Genomic DNA, 20645 nt, shown 5'->3' with positions numbered 1-20645 from the left:
TCAGAACCGAACACGACATCACGCAAGGGCCCGTCGAAGCCCGCGCACACCTCGTCGAACGCCTCAGCGAACACCGGGAACGCCTCATACAGCCCCCGCCCCATCCCCACCCGCTGCGACCCCTGACCCGAAAACACGAACACCGTCCCACCCACGGCATCTGCCACGCCCCGGACCAGACCCGGCGCCTCCTCACCATCCGCCAACGCGCCCACGGCCCGGACGAGTTCGTCGCGGTCCGCACCCGTCGCCACGGCCCGATGCCGCAGCTGGGACCGGCCCGTGGCCAACGACCACCCCATATCCACCGGGTCCAACTCGGGTTCTTCGGCGAGACGCGCCATCACGCGTCCAGCCATCGCGCGCAGGGCTTCCGGCGTGTGGCCCGACAGGAGCCACGGCAGCGCGAACCCGTCGTTCTTCGGACCGGTCGTGACGGGGTGCGCCTCTGCGTCGCCCTGCTCCACGATCACGTGGGCGTTGGTGCCGCTGATCCCGAACGAGGAGACGGCTGCCCGACGCGGACGGCCCGGGTCGTCCCACGCCCGCTGCTCGGTCAACAACTCCACCGCGCCGGCCGACCAGTCCACCTCTGGCGACGGCTCGTCGACATGCAGCGTGCGCGGCAGGACGCCGTGCCGCATGGCCATCACCATCTTGATCACGCCCGCCACACCGGCCGCCGCCTGCGTGTGCCCGATGTTCGACTTCAGGGAGCCCAACCACAGCGGGCGGTCCTCCGGCCGGTCCTGCCCGTAGGTGGCCAACAGCGCCTGCGCCTCGATCGGATCACCAAGACGCGTCCCCGTCCCATGCCCCTCCACCGCGTCCACCTCGGACGCCGCCAACCCCGCATCCGCCAACGCCGCCCGGATCACCCGCTGCTGCGCCGGCCCGTTCGGCGCGGCCAGGCCGTTGGACGCGCCGTCCTGGTTGATCGCGGACCCCCGCACCACCGCAAGCACCCGACGCCCGTTCCGCCGCGCGTCCGACAACCGCTCCAACACCAACACACCCACGCCCTCGCCCCACCCGGTGCCGTCGGCCGAGGCCGAGAACGCCTTGCACCGCCCGTCGGGGGCCAACCCACGCTGGCGACTGAAATCGACGAATGCCACGGGGCGCGACATCACGGTCACCCCGCCGGCCAGAGCCAGATCGCACTCGCCGCGGCGCAGCGCCTGGGCCGCCCAGTGCAGGGCGACCAGCGAGGACGAGCAGGCCGTGTCCACCGACACCGCAGGGCCTTCGAGGCCGAGCGTGTAGGCCACCCGGCCGGAGACGACGCTGGCGAGGCTCCCGTTGCCGAGGTAGCCGGCGATGTCCTCCGGAACCTCGTTCTGCCATCCCCAGTCGTGGTACATGACGCCGGCGAAGACCCCGGTCCTGCTGCCGCGCACCGAGGCGGGGGCGATGCCCGCCCGCTCGAACGCCTCCCAGGACGCTTCCAACAACAGCCGCTGCTGGGGGTCCATGGCGGTCGCCTCACGCGGGCTGATCCGGAAGAGGTCGGGGTCGAACTCCGCCGCGTCGTGGAGGAAACCACCCTCACGGACGTAGCTGCTGCCGGGTCGCTCCCCCGCCGGGTCGTAGAGGGCGCTGAGGTCCCACCCGCGGTCGGTGGGGAATCCGGTGATGCCGTCCGCCCCGTCCGCGACCAGCCGCCACAGCTCCTCCGGTGAGGCGACGCCTCCCGGGTACCGGCACGCCATCCCCACGATGGCGATCCGCTCGTCATCGTCCTGGCCCGTCGTGGTCGGGTCCGGGGCGGCGCCCTGCTCCTGTGTCGTGTTGCCGGTTTCGCTGGCCAGCAGGCGGGCGACGGCTGTGGTCGTGGGGTGGTCGAAGACCAGGGTCGCGGGCAGGGTCAGGCCGGTCGCCGAGCCGAGCCGGTTGCGTAGTTCGAGAGCGGACAGGGAGTCGAAGCCGAGTTCGCTGAAGGGCTGTTCGGCGTCCACGTCCTCCGGTGTCGCGTGGCCGAGCACGGCGGCGACGTGTGCGCGTACCAGGTCGAGCAGCCGGCGCCGGCGTTCGGGTTCCGGTTGGGTCGACAGTGCCCCCGTCACGGTGGAGGCCATGGGGCCGGCGGCTGGCGGGCGGGAAGTGGACGGTGGGCGCACCAGACCACGCAGGACCGGCGGCACGCCGGCCGTCGCGGCGTGTTCGCGGAGCGCGGCGAGGTCCAGCCGGACGGGGAAGATCAGCGCCTCGTCGGAGCCGAGCGCCGCGTCGAACAGCGCCAGGCCCTCGTCAGGGGCGAGGGGGCGTACTCCGGAGCGGTTCATGCGGCGCAGTTCCGTCTCGCCGAGCCGCGCGGCCAGGCCCTCGCCCTGTTGCTCCCACAGGCCCCAGGCGAGTGACACGGCCGGGAGTCCCATGGCTCGGCGGTGGGCCGCCAGCGCGTCCAGATAGGTGTTGGCGGCCGCGTAGTTCGCCTGACCGGCCGCTCCGAAGGTGCCGGACACGGACGAGAACAGCACGAAGGCGGACAGGGGGAGGCCGAGGGTGAGTTCGTGCAGGTGACGGGCCGCGTCGACCTTGGGGCGCAGCACCGTGTCCAGCCGGTCCGGGGTGAGCTCAGTGAGCACGCTGTCGTCCAGTGCTCCGGCCGCGTGCACCACGGCGGTCAGCCGATGTTCGGCCGGTATTCCGGCCAACACCTCGGCCAGCGCGTCCCGGTCGGCGATGTCGGCCGCGACGACCGAGACGCACGCCCCGGCGTCGGTGAGCTCGTCGACGAATTCCCGTACCCCCGGCGCCGCCGGTCCGCGTCGGCTCACCAGCAGCAGGTTCCGCACGCCATGGGCGCGTACCAGCCGGCGGGCTACCAGAGCGCCGAGCTGCCCGGTACCGCCCGTGACCAGCACGGTCCCTTCGGGGCCGAGGGCGCCCGCTGTGGGCGAGCCGGTGTCCCCGACCCTCGCCAGTCTGGGCACCAGCATGCGGCCCTGACGCAGGGCGAACTCAGGTTCCCCGGTAGCGAGCGCGGCGGTCAGGGCGCTCCGGGAGTCGGCCTCCGCGTCAAGGTCGGCGAGCACCAGGCGTCCGGGATGCTCGGCCTGCGCCGCGCGCACCAGACCCCACAGGGGTGCGGTGGCCAGGTCGACGGTTCCGGCGGTGGGTACGGCCACGGCGCCGCGGGTGAGGATCACGAGCCGAGTCCCGGCCGTCCGCCTGTCCGCCAACCAGTCCTGCAGCGCGTGGAGCAGGAGTCGTGCGGACAGCCGCGCCGTCCGGGGGTCCTCCGGGTCCCGGGTGCGGGGAACGGACAGCAGGGCAGTGTGCGGCAGGGCGTCGTCGGCGAGTTCCGCCCAGTTCCCGACGGGCGTGCCGAACAGCTCGGACAGGCCGTGGGGGTCCTCGCCGACCAGCACCGTCGGGCCCGGATGCGGTTCGGACATCGGATGCGGTGTCCACTCCAGCCGGAACAGCGAGTCGCCGCTGGTGACTTCCCGGGGGTCGATCTGGTCCGCGCTCACCGCACGGAGCACCAGGGAGTCCACGGATGCGACCGGCTCCCCCATCGGGTCGGCGAGCTCCAGGGCGAAGCCGTCGTCGCGGGTGCGGGAGAGACGCACCCGCAGCCCGGAGACCCCACTGGTCCGCCGCGAGAGTCCGTTCCACACGAAGGGCAGCCGGAGCCCGGGCTCGTTTCCGACGAAGAGATTCACCGCCTGCACCACGGCGTCGAGCAGCGCTGGGTGCAGGACGTATGAGGGGGCGTCGGCCCGGGCCTCCTCGGGCAGTTCCACCTCGGCGTAGATCTCCTGCCCGTGCCGCCAGGCCGCGCGCAGGCCGCGGAACACCGGCCCGTACTCGAGCCCGGCTGTGGCGAGGCCCTGGTACACCGCGTCCACGTCGAGGGCCGAGGCTCCTTCGGGCGGCCAGGCGGCCAGGCGTCCGGAGGCGGGCTCTCCGGTGCCGGCCCGTCGCAGTACGGCCGTCGCGTGCCGGGTCCACACCTCGTCGGCGGGGTCGTCCTCACCCGTTCCCTCGGGCGACCTCGCCGAGTACAGGGACAGTTCACGCCGCCCCGCGTCGTCGGGCGGGCCGACGAAGACCTGGACCGGGACTCCGTCACGCTCGGGAAGGACCAACGGCGCCTCGGTGATCAGTTCCTCGACCATCCCGCAACCGACCTGGTCGGCCGCTCGGTGCACCAGTTCGACGAACACGGCTCCGGGCACCACCGTGCGCCCGTGCACCACGTGCTGGGACAGCCAGGGCAGGGTGTCGACGGACAGCCGGCCGGTCAGCAGGGTGCCGCCGGAGGCGGGCAGCGTCACCGAAGCGCCGAGCAGCGGATGGGCGACCGCCCGTAGCCCGGCGGGAGCCGAGTTCGCGCGGGGTTCGGAGGGCGACCAGTACCGCTTGTGCTGGAAGGGGTAGGTGGGGAGGTCGGTCCGGCGGGCTCCGGTGCCGGCGAACAGGGCCTCCCAGTCCAGGGCGCCACCACTCGCGTAGTGCTCCCCGACCGCGGTGAGGAGCGCCGTGGCCTCCGGACGGCCGCGGCGCAGGGTCGGCGTCAGCGCCAGGCCGTCGGCGTCAGTCAGGCACTCCTGGGCCATGGCGGTGCAGGTGGCGTCCGGGCCGATCTCCAGGAACCGGCCCACACCCTGGGCCCCTGCCGCCCGGATGGCGTCGGCGAACCGCACCGGCCGCCGCACCTGCGACACCCAGTACCCGGGATCACACCAGTCCCCGGCCCCACCAGTCACCGTTGAGACGAACCCGACACGCGGCTCCCGGTACGTCAGCCCCTCGGCCACCGCCCGGAACTCCCCCAACATCGGCTCCATCAACGCCGAATGGAAAGCGTGCGACACCCGAAGCCGCCGCGACCTACGGCCCGCCAGCCTGGCCTCCAGGCCCGCCACCGCCTCCGCGTCACCGGAGACGACCACCGACGAAGGACCGTTGACGGCCGCCAGGTCCAACCCATCGCCAAGCAGCGGCAGGACCTCCTCCTCGGAAGCAGCCACCGCGAGCATCGCCCCACCCGCCGGCAACGCCTGCATCAACCGACCACGAGCCGCCACCAACGCACACGCATCCGGAAGCGACCACACCCCCGCCACATGCGCCGCCACCAACTCCCCAATCGAATGCCCGACCACCACATCAGGCCGCACACCCCACGACTCCAACAACCGGAACAGCGCCACCTGCACCGCGAACAACCCCGGCTGCGCAAACTCCGTACGATCCAGCGCCGCCGCGTCCTCAAAGACCACCTCACGCAACGACCCACCGAACCCCGCACACACCTCGTCAAACGCCTCAGCGAACACCGGGAAGGCGGAGTGGAGTTCACGCCCCATCCCCACCCGCTGCGACCCCTGACCCGAGAACACGAACGCCGTCCCGGCATCCGGTCTGGCAACTCCCCTGGCCAACCCCGCCGCCGTCTCCCCCGCCGCCAACGCCCGCAGACCGTGCACGAGTTCATCGCGGTCCGCACCCATCACGACGGCCCGGTGCCGCAGCTGGGACCGCCCCGTGGCCAACGACCATCCGACATCGGCCGGCCGGAGTTCCGCGCGCTCTTCGACCAGGGACAGCAGCCGAGTCGCTTGCGCGGCCAACGCCTCCGGCGTGTGCCCCGACAGGAGCCAGGGCAGTGGGGATTCCGCGTTGTCCGGGCCGCTCTCGACGGGGTCCGCCGCCGGCTCGCCCTGCTCCACGATCACGTGGGCGTTGGTGCCGCTGATCCCGAACGAGGAGACCCCGGCGCGACGTGGACGACCCGGGTCATCCCACGCCCGCTGCTCGGTCAACAACTCCACCGCGCCAGCCGACCAGTCCACCTCGGGCGACGGCTCGTCCACGTGCAGCGTGCGCGGCAGGACGCCATGCCGCATCGCCATCACCATCTTGATCACACCCGCCACACCCGCCGCCGCCTGCGTGTGCCCGATGTTCGACTTCACCGACCCCAGCCACAACGGACGCCCACCCTCACGCCCCTGACCGTAGGTGGCCAACAACGCCTGCGCCTCGATCGGATCACCAAGGCGCGTCCCCGTGCCATGCGCCTCCACCGCGTCCACCTCGGACGCGGCCAGCCCCGCATCGGCCAACGCCGCCCGGATCACCCGCTGCTGCGCCGGCCCGTTCGGCGCGGTCAGGCCGCTGCTGGCGCCGTCCTGGTTGATCGCCGAGCCCCGCACCACGCCCAGCACCCGGCGTCCGTTCCGCCGGGCGTCCGACAACCGCTCCAACACCAACACGCCGGCGCCCTCGCCCCAGCCCGTGCCGTCGGCCGAGGCGGAGAACGCCTTGCACCGCCCGTCGGGGGCCAACCCGCGCTGCCGGCTGAACTCGACGAAGGTGCCGGGGGTCGACATCACGGTGACGCCTCCGACGAGAGCCATGGCGCAGTCGCCACGGCGCAGCGCCTGGGCCGCCCAGTGGAGGGCGACCAGCGAGGACGAGCAGGCCGTGTCCACCGACACCGCCGGGCCTTCGAGTCCGAGGGTGTAGGCCACCCGGCCGGAGACGATGCTGCCGCCGCTGCTGCTGCCGGGGTAGTCGTGGTACATGACGCCGGCGAAGACCCCGGTAGCGCTGCCCCGCAACGACAGCGGCGGCACCCCCGCCCGCTCCAACGCCTCCCAGGAGACCTCCAACAACAACCGCTGCTGCGGATCCATCTCCAACGCCTCACGCGGCGAGACGCCGAAAAGCGCGGCGTCGAACTCCGCGGCGTCGTAGAGGAACCCGCCCTCCTGGCTGTAACTACTTCCGGGCCGCTCCCCCGTCGGGTCGTACACCCCGCCCAGATCCCAGCCCCGATCGACCGGAAACCCCGAAACGGCGTCCCGCCCCTCGACGACCAGCTCCCACAACTCCTCCGGGGAGCCCACCCCACCCGGATACCGGCACGCCATCCCCACGATGGCCAGCGGTTCGCTGTTCCGTTCCTCGGTCTCTCGGAGTTGCCGCCGGGTTTCGCGAAGGTCGGTGGTGGCCCTCTTGAGGTAGCTGAGAAGTTTTTCCTCGCTGGTCATCGATATTCCCCTACGGCAAACGGTCGGAGTTCTCGCCTGAATCAACGGGATTCCAGGAGCGGGCGCGGAATGCGGAATCGGGTATCCGGGGGAACCCGGTCGGACGATAGCGCGCGGCCCGCCGGTGCAAGACCCCTAGTTCCCCGCGTTTCCGCCCCCTGACTTCGCTCTTTCCGGCGCGGGCCCTAGGGGGTGGGTCGCTAACGTCGCACGCCGACGAAGAGTCCGCGGCCGGAGAGTCCGCCCTGGAGGTAGGTGGGTGTCAGGCCGGCCCGGTCGAAGGCGTCCTCGTACTCGTCCCGGGTGAACAGGGTGATGAGGGTGCGCTCGGTGAGGTGCCTGACGCCGTTCTTGGGGTCGGCGATGAGGTAGTGCACGTCCATGCGGCTGGCCCTGCCCTCCAGGCTGGAGTGCGAGACCCGGGCCACGGTGCGGTGGTCGGCCGTGACGACGTCGCCCGCCACGTGGTGGGGGGTGAAGGTCTCGGGGAACCACCAGGGGTCGATCACCACCACGCCGCGCCGCTCGGCGGCGTGCCGGGCGAAGCACCGTAGCGTGTCGGCGAGTTCGGCGACCGTCGACAGGTGTCCCACGGAGGCGAACAGGCAGGTGACCGCGTCGAAGGTGCGGCCGAGGTCGAAGGAGCGCATGTCCCCGAGGTTGAGTCGGACGTCGGGGAGCCGCCGCTGGGCCCTGGTGAGCATGTCCATCGACCGGTCGAGCCCTTCGACCTCGTCGAACTCCCGGGACAGGTGGGCGAGGTGGAGGCCGGTGCCGCAGGCGACATCGAGCAGCGAGCTGGCGTCCCGCTTGTGGGAGCGGATCACCTCACGCAGGTGCTCGGCCTCCGCGGCGTAGTCCTTGCCTCGGCCCTGGTGGACGAGGTCGTAGATCTCGGCGTCCTCGGCTTCGTACATTCGTCCCTCACATCGGTCGCGTCGGGCGTTCGTCGGTGGCAGGGCGGGGGCGCGACCGGGTGTGTCCGGCCGCGCCCCCGCCCTCGCTCGGTGTCTCAGGTGAGCGAGTCGAGCCAGGCGCCGACGGCTCGTGCCGTGTCCTCCGCGTGGTCCTCGACCATCGAGTAGTGGTCGCCCTTGACGGTGCGGTACTCGTCGGCCCTGCTCCACGTGGTCTGCCAGTCCTCGGCGCCGTCGTCCTGGCCGTCGGTGCGCGTGGTGAAGCGCTCCTCCGGGTGGAGCAGCATGACGGGTGCCGCGATGTCGGGCAGCGGGAAGTCGGGCAGCAGGTCGACGTAGCGGACCATCGCCGTGAGCCGGTCGCGGTCGAACAGGCCGTACTCGGACTCGCGTTCCAGCATTCCGATGGTCAGCTCGTCCATGACGCCGTCGGTGCGGTCCCCGCCGCCCTCGGTGTTCTCCGAGCCGTGGACCTCGTAGGTGTCGAGGAGGACGACCGCGGTCGGCTTGGCGCCGGTGTCCTCCAGGCGGGCGGCGACGGAGTGGGCGAGGATGCCTGCCGACGAGTAGCCGAGCAGGGCGAAGGGTTCTCCCGCGGCCGCCTCGCGCAGGGTTTCGGCCAGGAGGTCGATGACCGCGTCCGCCGAGCCGGGCAGCCACTCGCCGGGGAGGAAGCCGGGCAGTGGCACCGCGGCGACCTCGCGTTCGCCGCGGAAGTGGGCGGCCATTCGGGCGTGTTGGTAGGCGCCGCCGATGGCGACGGGGGTGTTGACGCAGAACAGCCTGGGTCGGGGTGGTCCGTCGGCGAGCCGCACGATCCGGGGCGGGGTGGGCAGTTCGGCGGGGGTTTCGAAGGTCGGCCGGAGGCCGGCCACGGCCCGCAGCAGCTCCAGGCCGGCCTGGAGCTTGCCGCCGGTCACGGCCTCGTGGAACAGCGCCCTGAGGGGGTCGGACGACCGCTGCTCGGCGGGAGCCGTGCCCGGCGTCCTGTCGTCGACGCCCGGCTCTCCCGTGTTCCGGTCGGTGACCGCGCCCCACTCCTTGTTCAGGTGTCGGGCCAGGTCGATCGGTGTCTCGTTGTCGAAGACGACGGTGGCGGGCAGCCGCAGCCCGAGGGAGGCGTTGAGGCTGTTGCGGAGTTCGACGGCGGTCAGCGAGTCGAAGCCCGAGTCGAGGAAGTGCTGGTGGACGTCGACGGCCCCCGCGTCGGTGTGTCCCAGCAGCGCCGCCGACGTGTCACGCACCAGGTCGAGGAGGGCCTTCTCCCGCTGGCTCCCGGTCAGGCCGGCGAGGCGCCGGCGCATGACGTCCTCGTCCGGCTGGGCGGTGCCGGTGGCGGTGCGCCGGGTGGGTTTCACGAGTCCGGTGAGGACGCTGGGCACCGGCCCTTCGGCGGTCTCCGCGCGCAGGTCGATCCTGAGGGGGACCTGGAGGTGTCGGGTGCGTCGGGTCGCGGCGTCGAACAGGGCCAGTCCTTCCTCCTCCGACAGCGGCAGCATTCCGCCGCGTGCCATGCGTGCCCGGTCGCCCGCGGTCATGGCGCCCGTCGCCGTGCCGGTGTCCGCCCACAGGCCCCAGGCGAGTGACTGGGCGGGCAGTCCCTGGGCCCGCCGGTGTGCCGCGAGCGCGTCGAGGAGGGCGTTCGCGGCGGCGTAGTTGGCCTGTCCAGGCGCGCCGAAGAGTCCGGCGGCCGAGGAGAACAGCACGAACGCCGAGAGGTCCAGGTCCCGGGTGAGGTCGTGGAGGGCGAGTGCCGCGTCGGCCTTCGTCCGCAGGACGGTGTCGAGTTGGTCGGGGGTGAGCGAGGTGATGGTCGCGTCGTCGAGGAGCCCGGCGGCGTGCACGACGGCGGTCAGCGGATGTTCCGCCGGTATCGCGTCCAGCGCGGCGGCGAGTTGGGCGCGGTCGGTGACGTCGCAGGCGACCGGGGTCGCCTCGGCTCCCAGTTCGCGTAGTTCTTCGGCGAGTTCCGTCCCGCCGCCGCGGCTGAGCAGCAGCAGCCGGCGTACCCGGTGTTCGGTGACGAGGTGTCGGGCGACGCGGCGGCCGAGCGCGCCCGTGGCGCCGGTGAGGAGGGTGGTGCCCTCGGGCCCGAAAGTGCTGCCCCGTTGGAGTGGGTCGGCCTCCGTGGCGGCGCGGTCGGCCCTGACCAGTCGGGCGCCGTGGACGACGCCCTGCCGGACCACGGCCTGGGGTTCGTCGCCTGCCGCCACGCCGGGCAGGGCACGGTGGGACGCGGACTGCCCGTCCGTGTCGACCAGGACGAACCGGTCGGGGTGTTCCGCCTGGGCGGAGCGGACCAGGCCCCACACGGCGGCGCCGGGGAGGTCGGTGACGTCCTCGCTGTCCTGGGCCATCGCCCCGCTGGTGAGGACGAGGAGCCGGGCGGTGGCGAAGGAGTCGTCGCCCAGCCACGCCTGGAGGGTGCCGAGCGCGCGTCGGGTGGTCGCGCGCACCGCCTCCGCCGGGTCGTCGGGGCCCGGGTCGCCGTGCCGGCAGTCGAGCAGCACGACCTCGGGTATCGCGCCCTCGGTGTCGGCGGCCAGTTCCGCCACGTCGGCCGCCGCGCTCGCCGTGACGCCCGCGCGGTGGAGGTCGGCCGCGAGCTCCGCGGCGTGCGCCCCGAGCACGGCCCAGCGTGCCGGGCCGGCCTGCTGTGCGCCGTCGGGGAGGCGGGTCCACTCCCAGCCGAACAGGTGCTCCTCGGGCCGGGATCGGGCCGCGGCGAGGCGGTCCGGGTCCACCTCCCTCAGCACCAGGGAGCCCACCGAGGCGACGGGCCGCTCACCGGGATCGGTCAGCCGCAGCGACACCGCGCCGCCGCCGATCGGGGTGACCCGGACCCGGAGCCGGGAGGCGCCGGTGGCGTGCAGCTCCACGTCCGACCAGGCGAACGGCAGGCCGGACGCGACGTCGTCGCCGCCGCACAGCCCGATGGCGTGCAGGGCCGCGTCGAGGGCCGCCGGGTGCAGGCCGAACCGCTGGGCCTGGCCCGCCGTCGGCTGTTCGAGCGCCACCTCGGCGAGGACGTCGTCGCCCTGCCGCCAGGCGGCGCGCAGGGCCCGGAACGCCGGGCCGTGGTGGAGGCCCCTGGCGGCCAGGTCCGCGTACAGCGAGGTGGTGTCGAGCGGTTCGGCTCCGACGGGTGGCCAGACGGCTTCGCCCTTCGGTTCCGTCCCGGAGGCGGCGGTCAGGAGTCCGCCGGCGTGCCGCGTCCAGGCGACGCCCTGGGCGGTGCCCTCCGGCCGGGAGTGCACGGTGACCGGGCGCGCCCCCGACCCGTCCGGCGGCCCGACGGCGACCTGGACCTGCAGCGCGCCCCGCTCGGGCAGCGGCATCGGGGTCTCCAGCGTCAGGTCGGCGACGCGCCCGCAGCCGACCTCGTCGCCGGCGCGCAGGACGAGTTCGAGGAAGGCGGCGCCGGGTAGCAGGACCGTGCCGTCGACGGCGTGGTCGGCGAGCCACGGCTGGGCGCTCACGGACAGCCGCCCGGTGAGCACCGCGCCGTCGGAGTCCGCCAGGGCGAGGGCCGCGCCGGCGAGCGGGTGGTTGGCCGAGTCGAGTCCGGCCGAGGAGACGTCGCCGCTGGCCCACAGGGCGTCCATGTCGGCCCAGTAGCGGCGGCGGTGGAAGGCGTACGGCGGCAGCGGCACGCGGCGGGCGCCGCGCGTGGCGAACAGCCGGGCCCAGTCCGGGTCGAGGCCGTCGGCGGCGAGCTGTCCGGTCGCCAGCAGCGCCGAGACGGCCTCGGGCCGGTCCCTGCGCAGCAGGGCGACCGTCAGGGTGTCCTCCTCGGCGCCCGTCAGGCAGCGCTGGGCCAGGCCGGCCAGCACCCCGTCGGGGCCGAGTTCGACGAGTCTGGTGACGCCCTCGGCCTCCAGGGCGCGAACCCCGTCGAGGAAGCGGACGGAGCGCCGCGCGTTGTCCGGCCAGTACTCGGGGTCGGACAGCTCGTCCGCGGTGGCGAGCCGGCCGGTGACGGTCGACACCATCGGGATGGTGGTGGCGTCGTAGGTGAGGGCGTCGGCGACGTCGTACAGGTCGTCCAGCATGGCGTCGATGCGGGGCGAGTGGCCGGCGACCCTGATGGCGAGGCGTTTGGTTCTGCGCCCCTGTTCGCGCCAGTGGCGGGCGATGTCGAGGACCGGTTCCTCGTCGCCCGAGACGACCACCGACCGGGGGCCGTTGATGGCGGCGATGTCCGTGTCCTCGCCGATCATCGGCCGCACCTCGTCCTCGCTCGCCTCGACGGCCACCATGGCGCCGCCCGGGGGCAGTTCCGCCATCAGCCGGCCGCGGTGCGCGGCGAGCTTCACGGCGTCCCGCAGCGACAGCACGCCCGCCACGTGGGCGGCGGCGATCTCGCCCGCGGAGTGGCCGAGGACGTAGTCGGGGCGCAGCCCACAGGATTCGAGCAGCCGGAACAGGGCGACTTCCAGGGTGAACAGCGCGGCGTGCGTGAAGGTCGTCTGGTCGAGGAGCTGGGCCTGGACGGTGCCCTCCGCGGCGAACATGACCTCGCGGAGCGGCCGGTCGAGGTGCCGGTCGAAGCGGGCGCAGATCTCGTCCACGGCCTCGGCGAAGACGGGGAAGGCGTCGTACAGTTCGCGGCCCATGCCGGGGCGCTGGACGCCCTGTCCGGGGAAGAGGAAGGCGGTACGGCCGCCGCGGACGGCGCCGCTGGTCACGGCGGGTGACGCCGTGGAGTTCGCGAGGGCGGTGAGGCCGCCGAGCAGTTCCTCCCGGTCCGCGCCGACCACGACCGCCCGGTGCCGGGCCGCGGGCCTGGACACGGCCAGCGAGTAGCCGATGTCCTGGAGCCCGGCCGAGGGGTTGGCCGCCAGGTGGTCGAGCAGCCGCTTCGCCTGGGCCGGCAACGCCTGCGGGCTGCGGGCGGAGATCAGCCATGGGAGCAGCGGCCCGGTGTCCTCGGTCGCGGCCGGCTCCGCGGTCTCGACGGGGGACGCGTCGGCCGGGGCCTCCTCCAGGATGGCGTGCACGTTCGTTCCGCTGTAGCCGAACGAGGAGACGCCGGCCCGGCGGGGGCGGCCGGTGTCGGGCCACGTCCGTGGTTCGGTCAACAACTCCACGGCGCCCGCCGACCAGTCGACCACGGGCGTCGCCTCGGCCACGTGCAACGTGCGGGGCAGGAGGCCGTGCCGCATCGCCATCACCATCTTGATGACGCCCGCCACGCCCGAAGCGGCCTGCGCGTGCCCGATGTTGGACTTGACTGAGCCCAGCCACAGCGGGCGGTCCGCCGGCCGGTCCTGGCCGTAGGTGGCCAGGACGGCCTGGGCCTCGATCGGGTCGCCGAGCCGTGTCCCCGTGCCGTGCGCCTCCACGGCGTCCACGTCGGACGGCCGCAGCCCGGCGGTCGCGAGGGCCCGCCGGATCACCTTCTCCTGGGCGGGGCCACTGGGGGCCGTCAGCCCGTTGGAGGTGCCGTCCTGGTTGACGGCGGTGCCGCGCACCAGCGCCAGCACCTGGTGGCCGTTGCGGCGCGCGTCCGACAGCCGCTCGACGACGAGCACGCCGACGCCCTCCGCCCAGCCGACGCCGTCGGCGTCGGCGGAGAACGGCTTGCACCGGCCGTCGGCGGCGATCGCGCTGCTGGCGAAGTCGGCGAACGGGCTCGGGGAGACGATCACGGTGACGCCGCCGGCCAGTGCCAGCCGGCAGTCGCCGCGGCGCAGCGCCTGGATGGCCCAGTGGAGGGCGACCAGGGAGGAGGAGCAGGCGGTGTCGAGGGACACGGCGGGCCCTTCGAGCCCCATCGTGTAGGCCACCCGGCCCGAGACGACGCCCCGTGACAGGCCGGAGTTGCGGAATCCGCCGGTGTGTTCGGCGGTGTCGAACATGCCGGGGTCGTAGTCGGACTGCATCACGCCGGCGAACACCCCGGTGGAACTGCCGCGCAGCTCCGCGGGGTTGATGTCGGCCCGCTCCAGCGCCTCCCAGGACGCCTCGAGCAGCAGCCGCTGCTGCGGGTCCATCATCAGCGCCTCGTTGGGGCTGATCCCGAAGAAGTCGGCGTCGAAGTCGGTGGCGTCGTGGACGAAGCCGCCCTGCGGGGCCCTGGCCTGTTCCGAGGGGATCTGCCAGTGCTCCAGGTCCCAGCCCCGGTCGGTGGGGAAGTCGGAGATCCCGTCGGTTCCGGTGGACACCAGGCGCCACAGGTCCTCGGGGGAGGCCACGCCGCCTGGGTAGCGGCAGGCCATGCCGACGATGGCGATGGGCTCGTCGTCGGCTGCCGGCTCCCGCGGTTCCTCGTCCTGGGGGCCTTCGAGCGCGCCGACGAGCAGCTGGTCCAGGTGGGCGGCGAGCGCCGTGACGGTGGGGTGGTCGAAGACCAGGGTGGTCGGCAGCTGGATCTCGGTGACGGTGCTCAGCCTGTTGCGCAGTTCGACGGCGGTCAGGGAGTCGAAGCCGAGGTCCTGGAACACCCGGTCGGCGTCGACGGATTCCGGGGAGCGGTGTCCGAGGACGGCGGCCACCTCGGTGCGCACCAGCTCGCGCAGGGTGTCGGAGCGCTCGGTGGCCGGGAGTCCGGCGAGGCGCCGCGCCAGCGAGCCGGTGTCGCCGCCGGCGGCCCGGCGGGCGGGGGCCGGCACCAGGACGCGTAGCAGTTCGGGGGGCCCGCCGGGAGCGGTGCGCAGTTCGGTCAGGTCGAGCCGCAGGGGCACCAGCACGGGCTCCTCCGAGGAGCGCGCCAGGTCAAGCAGCTCGAAGCCCTCCCGGGTGGTGAGCGCGAGCATGCCGTGCCGTGGCCGGTGCGGCGCCGCGGGGTCGCCGGCATCGGTCCTGGTCGCGGCGCCCGCCATCCCGCCGGCCTGGTCCCACTGGCCCCAGGCGAGGGACTGGCCCGGCAGGCCGAGGTGTCGCCGGTGGCCGGCCAGTGCGTCGAGCCAGGCGTTGGCGGCCGCGTAGTTGGCCTGTCCCGGGGCGCCGAGCACGCCCGCGGCCGACGAGAAGAGCACGAACGCGGCCAGCGGCTGGTCGCGGGTGAGCTCGTGCAGGTTCCAGGCCGCGTCGACCTTGGGGCGCAGCACCCGGGCCAGGCGTTCGGGGGTGAGGGAGAGCAGCACCCCGTCGTCCAGCACGCCCGCCGTGTGCACCACGGCGCGCAGCGGCCGTGCGGCGGGGATCTCGGCCAGCAGGGCGGTCAGGGCGGCGCGGTCGGCGACGTCGCAGGCCGCGATGGTCACCGTGGCTCCCGCCTCGGTCAGTTCGGCGCGCAGCGCCTCGGCCCCGGCGGCCTCCGGGCCGCGGCGGCTCGCCAGCAGCAGGTGCCGTACGCCGTGGAAGGACACCAGGTGGCGGGCGAGTCGACCGCCGAGCGCACCGGTGCCGCCCGTGACGAGGACGGTGCCGTCGGTCGGCCACGCCACCGCTTCGGTTCCCGTGGGTGCGCCGGCGGTCGCCTTCAGCAGCCGCGGCAACCATGTCTCGCCGGCGCGGACCGCCGTCTCCGGCTCGCCGGTGGCCAGCGCGGCGAGCACGGTACGCGGGTCGCCCGGGTCGTCGGTGTCGACGAGGAGGAGCCGGTCGGGGTGCTCCGACTGCGCGGAGCGCACCAGGCCGCGCACCGCGGCCTGCGTCGGGTCGATGTCCTCGTCCGGCGTGACGGGGACGGCGCCGCTCGTCACCACCACCAGCCGGGCCCGGGCGCAGCGGTCGTCGGTGAGCCATCTGGTCAGCGTCTCCAGGACGAGGCCCACCGCGGCGGAGGTCGCGGCGGCGGGGTCGCCCTCCGTGCCGGCCGCGCCGCGCGGGCAGCGCAGCAGCACCGTGCCGGGCACGCCGGCGTCGTAGGCGAAGTCCGGGTCGAGGTCGGCGGGCGGTTCCGTGGCCGGCGTCGCGGAGTCGGTCGCCCGCACCCAGCCGAGGCGCAGCAGCGCGTCACCGAGACCGGCGGTGGTCGGCCGCAGGGACTCGTCGGAGGCGTGCCGCAGCACCAGGGAGGCGATCCTGGCCACCGGGCCGCCCTCCTGGTCGGCGAGGTCGAGCGCCACCTCGCCGGGGCCGATCGGCGACACCCGGACCCGCAGTGCGGTCGCCCCCGAGGCGAACAGCTCCACCCCGGACCAGGCGTAGGGCAGCCAGGTGCCCTCGCCGAGCGTGTCGGTCAGGCCGATGGCGTGCAGCGTCGCGTCGAGCACGGCGGGGTGCAGTGCGAAACCGTGCGCCCCGCTGCCCCGCGCCTCCGGCAGCCGGACCTCGGCGTAGACGTCGTCCCCGTGCCGCCAGGCCGCGCGCAGGCCGCGGAAGACCGGGCCGTACGCCAGCCCGTGGTCCGCGAGTTCCTCGTAGACGCCGTCGACGTCGATCGCCCGCGCGTCGGCGGGGGGCCAGGCGCGCTGCTCGGGCGGCGCCGTGGCGCCGGTCGGCTCGACGCGGCCCGAGGCGTGCCGGGTCCAGGCGGACGCGCCGCCTTCCGCGTCGGGCGCGGAGTACACCTGGACCGTGCGCGCGCCGGTGTCGTCCGGGGCGCTGACGGTCACCTGGATCCGGAGGCCGCCCTGGTCGGGCAGGTGCAGCGGGGTGTGGACGGTCAGTTCCTGGAGCCGCCCGCAGCCGACCTGGTCGCCGGCGTGCAGGGCGAGCTCGACGAATCCGGTGCCGGGGAAGAGGACCGCGCCGCGCACCGTGTGGTCGGCGAGCCAGGAGTGGGCGCTGACGGAGAGCCGGCCGGAGAGCACGAGGCCGTCGGAGTCGGCGAGCACCAGCGCGGCGCCGAGCAGCGGGTGGTCGACGGACTCCAGTCCGAGCGAAGCCGGGTCGCCGTCCGTGGCGGCGGCGTTCATCCAGTAGTGCTGGTGCTGGAAGGGGTAGGTGGGCAGGTCGGTCCGGCGGGCTCCGGTGCCGGCGAACAGGGCCTCCCAGTCCGGTTCTGTGCCGTGGACGTGGAGTTGCGCCACTGCCTCAGCCAGGGCGCGGGGCTCCTCCCGATCCCGGCGCAGGGTCGGCGTCAACACGACACCATCGGTGCCGCTCAGGCACTCCTGGACCATGGCGGTGCAGGTGGCGTCCGGACCGATCTCCACGAACCGGCCCACACCCTGAGCCTCTGCCGCCCGGATGGCATCGGCGAACCGCACCGGCCGCCGCACCTGCGACACCCAGTACCCAGGATCACACCAATCTGCGGCCCCACCAGTGACCGTCGACACGAACTCACCGTGCGGTTCCTGGTACGTCAGCCCCTCGGCCACCGCCCGGAACTCCTCCAACATCGGCTCCATGAGCGCCGAGTGGAACGCATGGGAGACGCGAAGCCGCCGCGTCCTGCGGCCCGCGAGCCTGCCCTCCAAGACCGCCACTGCCTCCGCGTCACCGGAGACGACCACCGACGAAGGACCGTTGACGGCCGCCAGGTCCAGCCCATCGCCGAGCAGCGGCAGGACCTCCTCCTCCGGAGCCGCCACCGCGAGCATCGCCCCACCCGCCGGCAACGCCTGCATCAACCGGCCACGAGCGGCGACCAACGCGCAGGCGTCCTCAAGCGACCACACCCCGGCCACATACGCCGCCGCCAACTCACCTATGGAGTGACCGACCACCACATCAGGACGCACATCCCACGACTCCAGGAGCCGGAACAACGCCACCTGCACCGCGAACAACCCCGGCTGCGCGAACTCCGTACGATCCAGCGCCGCCGCGTCCTCGAAGACCACCTCACGCAACCGTCCGCCGAACCCCGCGCACACCTCGTCGAACGCCTCAGCGAACACCGGGAACGCCTCATACAGCCCCCGCCCCATCCCCACCCGCTGCGACCCCTGACCCGAGAACACGAACGCCGTCCTCGCATCGGGCCGCGCGATCCCGCGGACAAGACCGGGGGCCGTCTCCCCCGCCGCCAAGGCCCGTAGGGCGCTGACGAGTTCGGCGCGGTCCCCGGCCGCCACCGCCGCCCGGTGCCGCAGTTGGGGCCGCCCCGAAGCCAACGACCAGCTCACGTCCACGGGGTCCAGCTCGGGTCGCTCGTCGAGGCGCGCCGCCACGCGCCCGGCCAAGGCGTCCAGCGCCGCCGGCGTGTGTCCCGACAACACCAGTGGCGCCACCACCCCGCCGGGCGTCGGCGTCTCGGTGCTCGGCGCCTCGGCCTCGGGCGCCTCCTCCAGGATCACGTGCGCGTTGGTGCCGCTCATTCCGAAGGCGGAGACCCCGGCCCGGCGCGGGCGGCCCGGGTCGTCCCACACCCGCTGCTCGGTCAGCAGTTCCACGGCGCCCGCCGACCACTCCACCTCGGGCGACGGCTCGTCCACGTGCAGCGTGCGCGGCAACACCCCGTGCCGCATCGCCATCACCATCTTGATCACACCCGCCACACCCGCCGCCGCCTGCGTGTGCCCGAGGTTGGACTTCACCGACCCCAGCCACAGCGGACGTTCGGCGTCGCGCCCCTGTCCATACGTGGCCAACAACGCCTGCGCCTCGATCGGGTCGCCGAGGGAGGTGGCGGTGCCGTGCGCCTCCACGGCGTCGACCTGGTCCGGGCCGATCCGGGCGTCGGCCAGCGCCGCCTGGATCACCCGCTGTTGGGCGGGGCCGTTGGGCGCGGTCAGCCCGTTGGAGGCGCCGTCCTGGTTCACCGCGCTGCCCCGCACCACGGCCAGCACCCGGTGTCCGTTGCGGCGGGCGTCCGACAGCCGCTCCAGGAGGAGCATGCCCGCTCCCTCGGCCCAGCCGGTGCCGTCCGCCGACTTCGCGAAGGCACGGCACCGGCCGTCGCTGGACAGGGTGCCCTCCGCGCTGAACTCGACGAACGTCCTGGGGGTGGCCATGACCGACACTCCGCCGGCCAGCGCCAGACCGCACTCGCCACGGCGCAGCGACTGGACGGCCAGGTGGAGGGTGACCAGGGAGGACGAGCAGGCGGTGTCGACGGTGACCGCCGGCCCTTCGAGGCCGAAGGTGTAGGCCACCCGGCCCGACACCACCCCCGACGAGCCGTAGCTGCCCGGGTAGTTGTGGTACATGACGCCGGCGAAGACGCCGGTGGCGCTGCCCTTGACCGATCGGGGGGAGATGCCACCGCGTTCGAACGCCTCCCAGGAGGTCTCCAGGAGCAGCCGCTGCTGCGGGTCCATGAGCAGGGCCTCGCGGGGGCTGATGCCGAACAGGTCGGCGTCGAACTCGGCGGCCTGGTGCAGGAAGCCGCCCTCCCGGACGTAGCTGCTCCCTGGTCTCTCGCCGGTGGGGTCGTAGAGCCGGTCCAGGTCCCAGCCGCGGTCGGTGGGGAACTCGCCCACCGCGTCGACCCCGCCGGCTACCAGTCGCCAGAACTCGTCGGGCGTGGTCGCGCCGCCGGGGAACCGGCAGGCCATGCCGATGATGGCGATGGGCTCCTGGGGGGCCTCGCTGAGCAGCCGGTTCTGTTCCCGCAGCCGCTCGGTCTCCTTGAGCGACGCGCGGAGGGCGTCGACGAGCTTGGTCTCCGGCGTGTTCATCGCGCCTCCCTGTGGCGTATGACCAGCTCCTCGAGCCCGGGGACGAGTTCCCGGGGGCTTGGTTTCGCGAGTGCTTCCTGCTGCAGCCGGGCCGCCGCCTCGGCGAAGGAGGGGGTCTCCAGCAGCTGGCGGAGCTGCTGGACGAGCGTGGGCGGGTCGCCGACCAGGCCGGCACCCCGGCTCTGGAGTTCACGCATCACGCCGGTCTCGCCCCAGATGTTGCCGGGGATCCCCAGCTGGGGTACCCCGTGGACGACGGCCGCCCCGACCGTTCCCATGCCGCCGTAGTGGACGACGGCCGAGCAGCTGGGCAGCAGTTCGTTGAGTGGTACGAAGTCGAAGAGGCGCAGGTTGTCGGGGATCCTGGTGCCCGGTGGGATCTGGTCGGTCCGCAGGGTGGCGACCACCTCGGCGTCGAGGTCCGCGAGACCTTCGAGCACCTGGGCCACGGAGATCTCCTCGCCCCCGGCGGTCCCCTGGACGCCGAGGCTGCGGCGGGTCTGGCCCAGGGTGAGGCAGACCCGGGGCCGCTTCGGTTCCTTGCGCAGCCAGCCGGGCACGACGGCGGGCCCGTTGTAGGGCACGTGCCGCATCGGCCGGTGGTCGGTGGGGAGGGGGACGTGGAGCCACTCGGGCAGTGGGTCGATCGTCGCCTGCCCGAACACCATGTCCTCGGCGAACTCCCCGCCGAACGGCCGCAGTCGGGCGCCCAGGTAGCCGGCCATGGGGTCCTGGGCCGGGTCCGCGGCCTCCTTGTTCGCGAGGTCGCGGTAGAGCTGCCACATGCGGCCCCAGTGGTCGGGGGCGGGCAGGATCCGCGCGTGCGCGGCGTCGATGGCGCGGGCCAGTACCGGCCCCGCGTAGTGGTGCGCGTCCCACACCACGAGGTCGGGTCGCCAGGCGCGGGCGAACTCCACCAGGTCGTCGAGCGTCGCCCGGTCGGCCAGGTACTCGCAGGCGGCCTGGGTGTACGCGGTGAGCGTGCCGCGCACGTACTCCGGGGAGAGGGTCTCGGGGTCGGTCTCGGCGATGTCGTACCCCAGGCCGAAGGGGGTGCCCGAGGTGCCGGCCGTGCCGCGGGGCGGGGCCAGGGCGTCGCCCACGGCCACCGCGGTCAGCCCGGTGCTCTTGATCGCCTCGGTGAGGTTGGGCTGGCTCGCCACGCAGACCTCGTGCCCCGCGGTGCGCAGGGCCCAGGCGATCGGCACCAGGTTGTTGAGGTGCGAGTTGACGGCGGGTGTGGTGATGAGGACGCGCAT

4 protein-coding genes are annotated in these 20645 nt (G+C 73.7%); all 4 read right to left on the bottom strand.

All coding sequences use genetic code 11. From position 1 onward, the window contains the following. The coding region (locus ACFWI8_RS32765) for a type I polyketide synthase (protein WP_387099006.1) at nt 1–7016 on the bottom strand (7016 nt) is incomplete at its 3' end. A 194-nt stretch (nt 7017–7210) separates the two neighbouring features. Next, nucleotides 7211–7927, bottom strand: coding sequence for a class I SAM-dependent DNA methyltransferase (locus tag ACFWI8_RS32760; protein ID WP_387099004.1), 717 nt, complete (start codon nt 7925–7927; stop codon nt 7211–7213). A gap of 95 nt (nt 7928–8022) precedes the next feature. Next, nucleotides 8023–19386, bottom strand: a complete 11364-nt coding sequence (locus tag ACFWI8_RS32755; RefSeq protein WP_387099002.1) for an SDR family NAD(P)-dependent oxidoreductase — start codon at nt 19384–19386, stop codon at nt 8023–8025. Then, nucleotides 19383–20645 (bottom strand): activator-dependent family glycosyltransferase, encoded by a 1263-nt coding sequence (locus tag ACFWI8_RS32750; protein WP_387099000.1) that lies wholly within the window; start codon nt 20643–20645, stop codon nt 19383–19385. The genes ACFWI8_RS32755 and ACFWI8_RS32750 overlap by 4 nt, the downstream gene beginning before the upstream one ends.

Source organism: Streptomyces sp. NPDC127098 (assembly GCF_042722465.1).
Lineage (GTDB): Bacteria > Actinomycetota > Actinomycetes > Streptomycetales > Streptomycetaceae > Streptomyces > Streptomyces millisiae.
The sequence above is the reverse complement of the archived record's forward strand: the minus strand, read 5'-3'. Positions and strand labels throughout refer to the sequence as shown.

Bases quoted from the DNA above. Each gene is read 5' to 3' on its own strand.
- ACFWI8_RS32760 (WP_387099004.1), bottom strand. From the start codon at position 7,927: ATGTACGAAGCCGAGGACGCCGAGATCTACGACCTCGTCCACCAGGGC.
- ACFWI8_RS32755 (WP_387099002.1), bottom strand. From the start codon at position 19,386: ATGAACACGCCGGAGACCAAGCTCGTCGACGCCCTCCGCGCGTCGCTC.
- ACFWI8_RS32750 (WP_387099000.1), bottom strand. From the start codon at position 20,645: ATGCGCGTCCTCATCACCACACCCGCCGTCAACTCGCACCTCAACAAC.